We start from the raw sequence: 12891 nt of genomic DNA on the forward strand, positions 1-12891 counted from the left end.
GCCCTTTTCATGCAATCTTTGCAAAGACCTAGTCTTCGGTGATCGAGCTTGGCAATGGAATATCGCCGCCCTCATCTTTTGGACCGTCATTGTTTCGGCCACGACCGCGTCCACCGCCGTCACGTCCCCGACCACGGCCACCGCCGCCATCCCGGCGCGGACCGCGCGGTTTGCTTTCGCGTGGAGGACGCGTGTCTTCCAGCTCTTCACCGGTTTCCTGATCGACAACCCGCATCGACAGGCGAACTTTGCCGCGCTGGTCAATCTCGAGAACCTTGACCTTGACTTCCTGACCTTCGGACAGTTCATCAGCAACCTTCTCGACACGCTCATTCTTGATTTCAGAGACGTGGACGAGGCCGTCTTTACCGCCCATGAAGTTCACGAACGCACCAAAGTCGACGAGGTTCACGACCTTGCCTTCGTAGATTTTGCCAACTTCGGCTTCTTCCACAATGCCTTCGATCCATTTCAGAGCTGCTTCGATCTGCGACTTGTCGGAGGATGAAACCTTGATCAGGCCTTCATCGTCAATGTCGACCTTCGCGCCGGTTTCGGCCACGATTTCGCGGATCACTTTACCGCCGGTACCAATAACGTCGCGGATCTTCTCTTTGTTGATCTGCAGCGTTTCGATACGCGGAGCATGCTCGGACATTTCGGTACGAACCGATGACAGAGCTTTGCTCATTTCGCCAAGGATATGTGCACGGCCGCCGCTGGCTTGTTCCAGAGCAGACTTCATGATTTCCTGCGTAATGCCGGCAACCTTGATGTCCATCTGAAGCGACGTGATACCTTTTTCGGTACCGGCCACCTTGAAGTCCATGTCGCCGAGATGATCTTCGTCGCCGAGAATGTCGGAGAGAACGGCGAAATCTTCGCCTTCCAGGATCAGACCCATCGCAATACCGGAAACCGGACGCGCCAATGGCACACCAGCGTCCATCATTGCAAGTGAACCACCACAAACGGTCGCCATGGAAGAAGAACCGTTGGACTCGGTGATGTCAGACAGCACACGGATTGTGTAAGGGAAATCATCCACTGTCGGCAATACCGGACGCAGCGCGCGGAAAGCGAGCTTACCATGACCGGTTTCCCGGCGGCTGGTAAAACCGAAACGGCCCACTTCGCCAACCGAATAAGGCGGGAAGTTATAGTGCAGCATGAAGTTGCTGTAGCTCAATCCGTCCAAGCCATCGATCATCTGCTCGGCATCTTTGGTGCCAAGCGTCGTGGTTACAATCGCCTGTGTTTCACCACGGGTGAACAAGGACGAACCGTGGGTCCGCGGCAGCAAGCCAACCATGGCTTCGATCGGGCGAACCTGATCCAGCTTACGGCCATCAATACGCGTGCCGTCCTTGATGATCGCACCGCGAACGATTTCCGCTTCCAGCTTCTTGACCATCTTGCCAGCGGTCATTTGAACCTGACCTTCTTCTTCGGCATATTTCTCTTTGGCTTTTTCGCGAACCGCATTCAACGCGTCGCTACGCTCTGATTTGTCGGTTTTCTTGTAAGCCGCAGCAATATCGTCACCAACCAGCTTGCGCAGGTCTTCTTTGATGTCGCTATTGTCTTCGGCAGAAGCCAGTTCCCAAGGCTCTTTCGCAGCCTGTTCAGCAAGCTCGATGATCAGGTTCGCGACATCCTTGGATGCTTCATGCGCAAATTGAACGGCACCAAGCATGACATCTTCGGAAAGCTCTTTGGCTTCCGATTCCACCATCATTACAGCGCCAGGTGTCGCCGCAACAACCAGATCGAGATCGCCCTCGGCAACTTCTTCCATGGATGGGTTCAGCTGATATTCGCCTTCTTTGTAACCGACACGAGCCGCACCAATGGGCCCCATGAAAGGAACGCCGGAAATGGTCAGCGCAGCAGAAGCCGCAACCATCGCCAGAATATCGGGTTCGTTCTGACCGTCATAGCTCATCACCTGACAGATCACGTTGATTTCGTTGTAGAAACCTTCGGGGAACAGCGGGCGGCAAGGACGGTCAATCAAACGCGATGTCAGTGTTTCTTTTTCCGTCGCGCGGCCTTCACGCTTGAAGAAACCGCCCGGAATACGACCAGCGGCTGAGAATTTTTCCTGATAGTGTACGGTCAGCGGGAAGAAATCCTGTCCTTCGCGTACCGATTTGGCGGCTGTCACTGCACAGAGAACAACCGTTTCGCCGAGGGTCGCGAGTACCGCGCCATCAGCCTGACGGGCAATACGGCCCGTTTCGAGGGTGAGGGTCTGTCCGCCCCACTCCATTTCAACTTTCTTTACATCAAACATTCGTATTTTCCTTTGTCCCGCCTGCCCTATGCAGTGCGGGGGCTTTCATTTGTCCAGCAATCCGGCTGAACAGCGGTTCGGGGTCATTTGTGCCCCTTGTGTGGAGCATTGCTGCCTTATTGCTGCAACGCCCAATAAGAAAACGGCCCCGCAAGGAGGCCGTCTTCGAAACTCTTATTTCCGGAGACCAAGGTCTTTAATCAACTTGGAATAGCGTCCCGCATCTTTCTTGCGGAGATAGTCCAGCAAGCTGCGACGCTTGTTGACCATCATCAGCAAACCACGACGGGAGTGGTTATCCTTGTGGTGGCCTTTGAAATGCTCGGTCAGGTTCACGATACGCTCGGTGAGGATCGCAACCTGAACTTCCGGGGAACCGGTATCGCCTTTTGTCTGGGCGAATTTTTCAATCAGTTCCTGTTTTTTTTCTGCGGTAATCGTCATAATCTAATTTTTCCTTCGAACATCTTTACATATTAAATCCGCGAACAACCTTTACGGTTCCAACAACAAGCTCTGCCAAGGCAACCGGAGAACCATCTTCGGTCGCTAGAAAAAGCCCGTCATTTGGCGGGTTCCCGATCAATTCCTGTTCGTCCAGCACTTGGCCTTGTCGAAGCAGTCTTGCCTGATCAGGAGTGAGGTCAAAAGCCGGGATGTCGTCCAGCCCCGCCTCAAGCGGCAAGAGACAATCTTTAATGTCCGCGCCCTTACCAATTTCATTGAGTTTGTCCAGCGAAATCGCATGATTGAGCGTAAACGGCCCCGCCTTTGTGCGGCGGAGCATGGAAACATGGCCAAAAGTACCAAGCGCACGCGCAATATCGCGGGCCAGAGAGCGGATATAGGTGCCTTTGGAAACATTGGCTGTGAGAGTCACAGAATCAATCCTCTCCCCTTGAGGGAGAGGAAACGGAGACTTGACAGCTTGCTGCCCTAGTCGAGTTGGCGAGGGGGCTGGCTTGGCGCTCCCTCTCTTCCTCTCTCCAAGCTTAGCTAACTCGCTTTGCTCATAAGCATCGCTGTCCTCTCCCTCCGGGGGAGAGGAAATGGAAAGGGCATATATCTCCACCGCCCGCATCTTCATCTCAACCGCTTCGCCGGCCCTCGCCAGATCGTAAGCGCGCTTGCCATCAATTTTCAGCGCCGAATATTTGGGCGGTATCTGATCAATTTGCCCGGTAAATTGGGGCAAGACAGCCTTCACCTCAACCAAGGTCGGAAAATTGTCAGAGGTTTCAGACACCTCCCCTTCAGCGTCCAACGTCTCGGTCTCTTTTCCGAAAGCAATCGTAAACTCATAGATTTTCGACGCGTCCAGCATACGCCCGCACAGCTTGGTCGCCTCGCCTATGGCAATCGGCAAAACCCCAGTCGCCAGTGGGTCCAGCGTCCCGCCATGACCAACCTTGGTCTTGTCCTTGCCCTTACCGAGAAGCCCGGCCTCACGCATATTGCGTTTAACCGCACCAACGGCTTGCGTTGATCCCAGTTCCAACGGTTTGTCGAGAATGATCCAGCCGTGCGGTTTCAAATATATTTCCTAGAATATTGCATCAGGAATTCGGCCATGCCAGACCGATAGCGTGATCACGGACCGAAGCCGACCATTGTTTGGACAGCAATTCAAAACGTTCGCGGTCATCTGCATAAAGCGCCCTTATGACTTCCTCAAATTGCGGCCAATCCCCCGCGATGACAGTCAGGAAATGATAGGCCGCATCTTGTCCCTTTCGTTTATCCAAGCCTGTTTTTCTTGCCTGATCAACCAATCGGCGCAATGTCGCTGACGCTCCACCGGATTGTTTTCCAAGCCAGTCCCAATGCCGTGGAAGCAAGGTAACCTCCTTGGAAACCACGCCAAGTTTTGGCCGCCCCCGCTTAGTCGGCGCTTCTGTTTCGTTGGTAGCCCGCAAATCAAAATCTATCTGGCTGCCGGTCTCGTCATCGAAAACCAAAATGTCGGAACTCCGCTTGACCGCAGGCAAAGCCCGCAAAGTGTCAATAATCTCGGAGCGCGACCCTGTCGCTAACCAGTTTGCTTCCGAAAATGCTGTATAGGTTGTCATGGGTAATCCTTTCGGACGCGCATTTATACCCTGATAATATTAGAGTCAATATACCCGGGTAAAATATTCTTACCGGCTTAAACGGGCTTTCCCCACTCCTCCTGGAGCAGGCCAAATACTGCCGTATCGCGAATATAGCCAGTCCAGGTAATCCGGTTTTTCCTAAGCGTTCCTTCATGCTTGGCACCCAGTTTGAGCACCGCCGCCATGGACCGCTTGTTACGCGTATCCACGCGAAATTCGATGCGGGTAAAGCCGCAGGCAAAGGCGTGATCGATCATCAGCTTTTTCATCACATCGTTAAAGCCGCTGCCGCGCACTGATGGTGCGATATAGGTGCCACCTATTTCGGTGACTTTGGTCTTGGGATCGGCATTGATATAATTGCTCATGCCAACCAGCTTGCCAGTCTCGGTATTTATCACAGCGAGTTGCACCCAGTTGTCCGTACTGTGAAAAGCCTTCATCGCCTTGTCGAAATGTTCATCCAGCATCGAGACCGGGTAAATGTCCCAGATCTCCTGATCCTCTGCGCAGGCCGCACGCAGCGGTTCGATATGGTGCTGGGCCAATGGTTCCAGACGGACCGAACCTTCCTCCAGTACGGCCGACAATTCAGCCATTGAGCTTTTCCATGAAATGCTTGCGGCACAGCGCGACATATAACTCATTGCCACCAATTGCGGTCTGTTGACCCGCCAGAACGGGATTGCCCCCTTCATCGACACGCATGTTCATTGTGGACTTGCTACCGCATTCACAGACCGCTTTGATTTCGACCAGCTCGTCCGCGATCGCCAGCAATTGGGCACTGCCGGGAAATAGAGCCGCCTGAAAATCCGTGCGCAAGCCATAAGCCAGAACGGGAATACGTAGCTGATCTGCAACCAGGGCAACCTGAAAGACCTGATCCTTGGTCATGAACTGGGCTTCGTCAATCAACACGCAATCCAGCGTATTCTCATCATGCTCCGTACTGATTTCAGCGAGCATATCTGTATCATTTTCAAAGAGATGTGCTTTTTTCTTCAGACCGATACGTGAGTTGATCCAACCAGCATCTTCCCGGTCATCAAGCGCCGCCGTCCACAGCATCGTGCGCATGCCGCGTTCACGATAGTTGAAATCGGCTTGCAGCAATGTGGTTGATTTACCCGCATTCATCGAGCTGTAGTAGAAATAGAGCTTGGCCATGGGATTGCCTCAGTCTTTCGTCATGCCGAACTAGTTTCAACATTCGCCATGACACTGAAACAAGTTCAGGGTGACGATCAACCATTAATTGCGTTTTTTTCGGCTACTCGTCCTCACCCAAATCCTGAGCAACCTTAGGATTACTCAACAGATTTTCGATATGCGCAGCTTCGTCAAAGCTTTCGTCGGCCAGAAATTTGAGCCGCGCGGCATATTTCATCTTCACTCGGCTGGCGACTTCCTTCTGGAAATAGGCGGTATTGGTTTTCAGCGCCTTGAGCACATCGGCCTCATTCGCGCCCAGCAAGGGTTTCACGAACACCGTCGCATGTCGCAAATCCGGAGACATACGCACCTCGGTGACACTGACACTGGTCGCTGTGAGAAGTTCATCATGCACCTCTCCGCGCATCAGCAGTTCCGAAAGGATATGCCGGACTTGCTCACCCACGCGGAGCAGCCGCACGGAGCGTCCTTCTGGAGATGTGTCGTTATATTTTGCCATTACTTTATCGTCGGTCCAACCTTAGCTGTCGATGTCGCCTTCACCAAAAGCTCACCCGCTTCATCATAGAGCTGCGCTTCCAAAAAAGCGATAGACCGTCCCATGCGGACAATCTGCCCTTCCCCATAAACCCGGCCCGGCAGAACCGGCTTGATATAGGTCACGCTCAAATCCAGTGTCAGCGGCGCATTTTCACCGCCGGATTTTACCAGCACCGGAATGCCAATCACTTCATCCACCATCGCAGCGACAAAACCGCCCTGGATCGTGCCACGGGGGCTGGTGAAGGTCTGAGGCGCATCAAATCGCATCCGGACAGCTCCGGTTTCCTTGTCCGCCTCCAGAATTACCGCGTTTACCGCTTCGGAACATGGTGGGCGCTTAAAACCCAACACGTCTTCTTGCCTCAGCGCCTCAACCATTTCCGTTCCCCAGAAGGACTGATCGGCCGTCAAAGAACGCGTTCTTTCTCTTCAACCTCAAAGACTTCCAGCATATCGCCCGGTTTGATGTCGTTGGTGTCTTCCAGCACCGCACCACATTCCATACCGGCGCGGACTTCCTCGACATCGTCCTTGAAGCGGCGCAGCGAGGCGATGGTCGTCTTGCTGACGATAACATCCTCGCGGGTAAGCCGCGCGAACAGGCCTTTGCGGAGAGAGCCTTCGGTGACCAGCAGACCAGCAGCCTTGTCCCGCTTGCCGGACTTGAACACCTCTTTGACCTCGGCGCGGCCCATGACATTCTCGATCTTCTCTGGACCGAGTTCCCCTGCCATTTCAGCGCGGATTTCATCGGTCAGATCATAGATGATGTCGAAATATTTCAACCGCACGCCATCGCGCTTCGCAATTTCGCGCGCCTTGGCATTGGGCCGCACGTTAAAGCCGATAATCGGGGCTTTGCTGGCGCTTGCCAGGGTCACGTCGGATTCGGTAATCGCGCCGACGCCGCTGTGCAGGATGCGGACCTTGATATCGTCATTGGATATCTTGTTCAGCGCCTGGACAATCGCCTCGGTACTGCCCTGCACGTCGGCCTTGACGAGCAGCGGGAATTCAACCGCACTGTCTGCAGCCGCAGAGAACATGTTCTCCAAACTCGTCGGCGCTTGTGTCGTGCGCTGCAGTTTCTCTTGCTCGGCACGGTAGGTCGCGACTTCGCGCGCGCGTGATTCATTCTCGACTACGGTCAGCTTGTCGCCGGCAGACGGAACGCCGGATAGACCCAGCACTTCAACCGGAACCGATGGACCGGCTTCCTTGGGCTGTGCGCCCTTGTCGTCGATCATTGCCCGGACCTTACCGGTTTGCGAGCCGACAACAAAGATATCGCCACGTTTCAAGGTACCGCGCTGGACCAAAACGGTGGCCACAGGACCACGTCCCTTGTCGAGCTTGGCCTCAATCACAATGCCTTCAGCGGCACGATCCGGGCGGGCCTTGAGTTCAAGCAGCTCCGCCTGCAAGTGAATCTTCTCGATCAGTTCTTCGAGATTGGTCTTCTTCAGTGCAGAAACCTCAACATCCTGCACATCACCGGACATTTCCTCGACGATCACCTCGTGTTCCAGCAGACGCGTGCGCACCTGCATCGGGTCAGCGCCTTCCTTGTCGATCTTGTTGATCGCCACAATCATCGGCACATCGGCCGCCTTGGTGTGGTTGATCGCTTCAATCGTCTGCGGCATCAGGCCGTCATCGGCAGCCACCACCAGGATCACGATATCGGTCGCATTCGCCCCGCGCAGCCGCATGCTGGTAAAGGCTTCATGGCCAGGCGTATCGAGGAAGGTAATCTTGTCGCCGTTTTTCATTTTGACCTGATAGGCGCCAATATGCTGGGTAATGCCGCCTGCTTCGCCAGCAACCACATCGGTCCCGCGCAGCGCGTCGAGCAGCGACGTCTTACCATGATCAACATGACCCATGATCGTCACGACCGGCGGACGCGGTTTCAGCGTTTCTTCCGGATCAACATCCGATTCCGTATCAATTTCGACGTCGGCCTCGGACACACGTTGAATATTGTGGCCAAATTCCTCGACCAACAATTCTGCCGTATCCTGATCAATCGTCTGGTTGACGGTGACCATCGAGCCCATGTTGAACAGGGATTTGACGAGGTCAGCACCCTTTTCACCCATACGCTTGGACAGCTCCTGCACGGTAATTGCTTCTGGAACAATCACATCACGGATCTGCTTCTCACGCGGTTCGCGCGGCTGACCCGACATTTGCGCACGCTTTTCTTTCTCACGCGCCCGTTTGAGCGCCGCAAGCGAACGTGCGCGCGCTGCGCCATCTTCACCGCGTAGAGCGCGGTTAACGGTCAGCTTGCCGGATTGGCGGCGATCACCACGATCGCTGCGTCCGGTTTTTGGCTTTTGCTTCGGTTCAGGCCGCTTCGGAGCCTCAACCGGCGTAAATTTCCGCGCAGGCGGGTGCTGCGAGCCGCTGGTCACTGGCTTGGCCTCGGCAGCTTTTGGTGCTTCTGCCGCTTCGGCAGCCGCCGCAGCCGCCGCTTCTTCCGCCGCCTTAATTTCTTCCTGAGCCTTTTTAGCGGCTTCTTCTTCGGCCTTACGCTTCTCTTCCGCGCGCTTTTTCTCTTCGGCGGTCTGGTCTTTCTTCGCCTTGGTATCGCGTTTGCGCGCTTCTTCCATGGCGGCCAGACGGGCTTCTTCGGCCTCGCGCAGCAATTTTGCCTGCTTTTCCTGACGGGTCAGCACATCTTCCTGCTTCGCCTTAGGGGCTGGAGCGGGTTTCTTTGCTTCTGCTGGAGCAGGCGCAGGGGCGGGTGCAGGCGTTTCCTTGACCACTTCTTTCGCGGCTTCCTGCGCTCCGGGCTTGCCCACCAGCTTGCGGCGTTTGACCTCGACGACGACCTTATTGGTCCGTCCGTGGCTAAACGTCTGTTTGACTTCACCGGGCTCAACCGAACGCTTCAGTCCCAAAGGCTTGCGTGCAGGTTTTGCGGTATCTTTATTATCTTCACTCATCGAACAGACTTAATCCTTAAAAAAATTCATTACTTCAATATTTTAACTGATTAACTTCAAACCAGTTCACGCAACTTTCTTCTCCGCCTCGCTGCCGTCATCAGCCTTATCGGACCCGATAAAGTGACGCCATCTATCCAGCATGTGCGATATTCGCCCCGCCGCCCTGTGGTCGGTTATACCTATATGCACGACATTTTGACGGCCCAATGCCACAGAAAGGGCCTGTCGGTCCACCGGCAATATCTGACCGCGGACATCCTGCCCTTCCCGGTCACTGCCAACGCGCCATGCCTGATCCAGTTTAGAGGACCCGTCACGACCAGCATCAGCGGCGTGGAGGAGCATCTTAAGATCGCCCTGCCGTGCAGCCGTTTCAATCTTTTCTGAACCGGTCAGAAGCATCCCGCCACGCGCTTCCAGACCCAATCTATCTAATGTGGCGCGTTCAAGCGCATTTTCAACCTGTGCGGCCAGATCATCGGGAATATCAAGCTTGCCGGTTTTAAAAGCGCGCGACAATGCGCCTTTCAGTGTGCCCTTGGCCTGCGCCTGCTCCAATGCATTGCAATCGACGCTGATCCAGGCGCCCCGGCCCGGCGCTTTGGCGCGGACATCCGGAGCAATCCCGTCATCGGGGCTGAGCGCCAAACGCACCAATGCTTCCTGGGGAAAGCTTTCCCCAGTCAATATGCATTTACGGTGTGGTGCGCGATCTAAAGGTTTAGAAGGCGTCTCATTGGGGAGCTTCCGCATTCGCGTCCTCCCCTGTTTCTGCCTCGGCTTCAGCAGCCGGAGCAGCTTCTTCCTCGTCGTCAAACCAGTGCGCACGAGCGGCCATGATAATCTCATTGCCCTGCTCTTCGGTCAGACCATATTGCGCCAGTACGCCATCGGGCTCAGGCTTGCGATTGTCGTTGCGGCGGCGTGGTTCGGCTTTGCGCTTCAGGACCAGCTCGTCGGTTGCCAGATCGGCAACATCGTCAAGGGTCTTGAGGCCCGCTTTACCCAAGGTCACCAGCATGGCTTCGGTCATGTAAGGCAGTTCGGCAATGGCATCTTCAACGCCAAGCTCGGTACGCTCTGCCTTGGCAGCGGCTTCCCGGCGCTCCAACGCTTCCAGCGCACGGCTTTGCAGCTCGGCCGCCAGTTCATCGTCAAAGCCTTCGATATTGGAAAGCTCTTCCGGAGCGACATAAGCGACTTCTTCCATTTCGCTGAAGCCTTCGGCGACCAGGAGCTGCGACAGTGTCTCATCCACGTCGAGATCTTCCTGGAACATCGCGGTGCGGACAGCAAATTCGGCCTGACGCTTCTCGCTGCTGTCGGCTTCGGTCATGATGTCGATGGCCAAACCGGTCAATTGTGACGCGAGACGGACATTCTGTCCGCGGCGCCCAATGGCAAGGCTGAGCTGATCATCAGGAACAACCACTTCGATGCGGCCTTCTTCTTCGTCGATCAACACGCGGCTCACCGTTGCAGGCTGCAGTGCGTTCACCACAAATGTCGCGATATCGTCGGACCAAGGAATGATGTCGATTTTCTCGCCCTGCATTTCCTGCACGACGGCCTGAACGCGGCTACCCTTCATACCCACACAGGCACCAACCGGATCGATTGAGCTGTCCTGGCTGATCACACCGATTTTGGCGCGGCTGCCGGGGTCACGGGCGGCGGCTTTAATCTCGATAATGCCGTCATAAATTTCAGGAACTTCCTGAGCAAACAAGAGCTTCATGAAATCGGGATGCGCGCGAGACAGAAAAATCTGTGGTCCGCGGTTTTCACGGCGGACATTCATGATCAGCGAACGGACGCGGTCGCCAACACGAGCGGCTTCGCGCGGAATTTGCTGATCGCGGCGGATAACGCCTTCGGTGCGGCCCAAGTCAACGACGACATGGCCGAATTCAACCGATTTCACGACACCAGTGATGATTTCACCAGCGCGGTCCTTAAATTCTTCAAACTGCCGCTCACGCTCTGCGTCGCGGACTTTCTGGAAGATAACCTGTTTCGCGGACTGCGCATCAATCCGGCCAAGATCAACAGCAGGCAGAGGGTCAACGATAAAGTCACCCAGTTTCGAACCTTTTTCGAGCTTTTCAGCCTGCTTCAGGTCAACCTGCTTGAAATAATCTTCGACTTCCTCGACCACCTCAACCACACGCCAGAGACGCAAGTCGCCGGTTTGCAGGTCGAGCTTGGCGCGAATGTCATTCTCTGCGCCGTAACGGGCCCGCGCGGCTTTCTGGATCGCTTCTTCCATCGCTTCAACGACGATGGTCTTGTCGATCATCTTCTCCGATGCAACGGCATTGGCGATAGCTAGCAATTCAGCCTTATTTGCAGAAATGGCACTGGCCATGATTAGTCTTCCTGTTCTTCGTTTAGAGTATCTTCTTCAATTTCATCCGCGCCATCGGCAGAAACCGGAATGGTCGCAGCAATCAGGGCATCGGTCAGAATCAGTTTTGCGCTATGCACATTGTCGAGAGTGGTCGTTTGACGCCCCGCCTTCTTGTCGTCAATCGCTATTATCTCACCTTCGATGCCGTCTAGCAAGCCGCGCAATTGTTTCTTGCCCGAAACCGCCTCGATCAGATTGATCCGCGCTTCATGCCCGACCCAATTCGCATAATCTTTTGCGCGGGTTAGCGGGCGGTCAATGCCGGGCGAGCTGACTTCGAGCCGGTAGGCATCCTCAATCGGATCGCGCCCCTCTTCTTCCAGTACATCAAATTTTTCTGAAATCCGCCGTGACAAGGCCGCGCAATCATCAATGCCGAGCTGCCCCGTCTCTGGCCGCTCCGCCATGATCTGCAAGGTTGGCTCATCGGCACCTGACACAAACTGCACGCGCACCAGTTCAAAACCCAAAGCTTCCGCTTCCGGTTCGATCAGGTTCACAATGGCAGTCATATCCGTCAAATCTTGCTCTTTCTTTCATCGTCATCCCAGCGAAAGCTGGGATCTCCCTAAGCATTGCGCCTCTTTTAAAGAGATTCCAGCTTACGCTGGAATGACGAATGAGTTTTTGCGCCGGCCCCGTTTGGCGCCAGCCCCTTCAAAATCTCACAATGTTGGGATGACTGCTATTTAGGGATTGATTCCCAAATTTGCAACGTCTTAATTTTGGGTGGCAGGCGGAGGCGCAAATAACCAGCGCGTGACCATCCATGCGAGGGCCGCACCGGCAAACTGGGCGGCGACAAATCCGATCACGTCCGCTGGGGCGATTCCGGCAAAGCTGTTGGAAAAAGCGCGGCCAACGGTAATCGCCGGATTGGCAAAGCTGGTCGAGCTGGTGAACCAATATCCCGCAGAGATATAGAGCCCGACCGCTGGTGCCACCCAATCGGGTCGGAACCGCACCGTCCCCAATATTGTGAACAGCAGACCGAAGGTGGCGATCAATTCCCCGAGCCATTGGCCGCCGCCGGTGCGTGCCTTTTCGCTGAGCTGGAAAACCGGCAATTCAAACATGATATGGGCCGCCCAGACACCAATCAGACCACCGATCAGTTGCGCAGTGACAAACAAAACGCCAACATTCAGTGTCAGTTCTTTGCGCAAGATCATGACAAAAGTGACTGCCGGATTGAAATGAGCACCGGATATCGGCGCCAATATGGCGATCAGCACGAATAATATCGCTCCGGTTGCCAGCGTATTGCCAAGCAGAGCGACGGCGACATTCCCGCCTGCCAGATTTTCCGCCATGATCCCGGAGCCCACCACGGTGACAAACAGGAAAAACGATCCCAGCGCCTCGGCACCGAGCTTTTGCGCCCTCGAAAATTCCCCCATTTTAATCGCTCTCGGC

General features: G+C 55.0%; 13 protein-coding genes. All 13 read right to left on the minus strand.

What is annotated here, in order from left to right; genetic code table 11:
* Positions 1–28 precede the first annotated feature (28 nt).
* Positions 29–2296, minus strand: a complete 2268-nt coding sequence (pnp, locus tag DK507_RS16155; protein WP_109357315.1) for a polyribonucleotide nucleotidyltransferase — start codon at positions 2294–2296, stop codon at positions 29–31.
* A gap of 174 nt (positions 2297–2470) precedes the next feature.
* On the minus strand, positions 2471–2740 hold the full coding sequence (gene rpsO, locus DK507_RS16160; protein WP_109357316.1) for a 30S ribosomal protein S15: 270 nt from the start codon (positions 2738–2740) through the stop codon (positions 2471–2473).
* A 25-nt stretch (positions 2741–2765) separates the two neighbouring features.
* Positions 2766–3830, minus strand: a complete 1065-nt coding sequence (gene truB / locus DK507_RS16165; RefSeq protein ID WP_109357317.1) for a tRNA pseudouridine(55) synthase TruB — start codon at positions 3828–3830, stop codon at positions 2766–2768.
* A 22-nt stretch (positions 3831–3852) separates the two neighbouring features.
* The gene (locus DK507_RS16170) at positions 3853–4365 is read right to left on the minus strand and encodes a DUF2239 family protein (RefSeq protein ID WP_109357318.1); all 513 of its coding nucleotides are present in this window, start codon (positions 4363–4365) and stop codon (positions 3853–3855) included.
* A 77-nt stretch (positions 4366–4442) separates the two neighbouring features.
* Positions 4443–4988, minus strand: a complete 546-nt coding sequence (locus DK507_RS16175) for a GNAT family N-acetyltransferase (RefSeq protein WP_109357319.1) — start codon at positions 4986–4988, stop codon at positions 4443–4445.
* A complete protein-coding gene (locus DK507_RS16180; RefSeq protein WP_109357320.1) occupies positions 4981–5559 on the minus strand; it encodes a thymidine kinase in 579 nt (192 codons plus the stop codon). Before DK507_RS16180 ends, DK507_RS16175 begins: the two co-directional genes overlap by 8 nt.
* 103 nt (positions 5560–5662) lie before the next feature.
* A complete protein-coding gene (gene rbfA / locus DK507_RS16185) occupies positions 5663–6064 on the minus strand; it encodes a 30S ribosome-binding factor RbfA (RefSeq protein ID WP_109357321.1) in 402 nt (133 codons plus the stop codon).
* Positions 6064–6519 (minus strand): PaaI family thioesterase, encoded by a 456-nt coding sequence (locus tag DK507_RS16190; RefSeq protein ID WP_162559091.1) that lies wholly within the window; start codon positions 6517–6519, stop codon positions 6064–6066. The genes rbfA and DK507_RS16190 overlap by 1 nt, the downstream gene beginning before the upstream one ends.
* Positions 6516–9062: a translation initiation factor IF-2 gene (infB, locus tag DK507_RS16195; protein WP_109357323.1), complete on the minus strand. Its 2547-nt coding sequence runs from the start codon at positions 9060–9062 to the stop codon at positions 6516–6518. Before infB ends, DK507_RS16190 begins: the two co-directional genes overlap by 4 nt.
* A 66-nt stretch (positions 9063–9128) precedes the next feature.
* Positions 9129–9818 (minus strand): DUF448 domain-containing protein, encoded by a 690-nt coding sequence (locus DK507_RS16200; protein ID WP_109357324.1) that lies wholly within the window; start codon positions 9816–9818, stop codon positions 9129–9131.
* Complete coding sequence (nusA, locus tag DK507_RS16205) at positions 9799–11433, minus strand: transcription termination factor NusA (RefSeq protein WP_109357325.1); 1635 nt, start codon at positions 11431–11433, stop codon at positions 9799–9801. Before nusA ends, DK507_RS16200 begins: the two co-directional genes overlap by 20 nt.
* Positions 11434–11435: 2 nt before the next feature.
* Entirely contained in the window at positions 11436–11987 is a 552-nt protein-coding gene (gene rimP / locus DK507_RS16210; protein WP_109357326.1) for a ribosome maturation protein RimP, read from the minus strand.
* Between the two features lie 207 nt (positions 11988–12194).
* Positions 12195–12875: an MIP/aquaporin family protein gene (locus DK507_RS16215; protein ID WP_109357327.1), complete on the minus strand. Its 681-nt coding sequence runs from the start codon at positions 12873–12875 to the stop codon at positions 12195–12197.
* Positions 12876–12891 lie beyond the last annotated feature (16 nt).

Origin of the sequence: Sphingorhabdus sp. EL138 (assembly GCF_900258045.1) — a bacterium.
Lineage (GTDB): Bacteria > Pseudomonadota > Alphaproteobacteria > Sphingomonadales > Sphingomonadaceae > Parasphingorhabdus.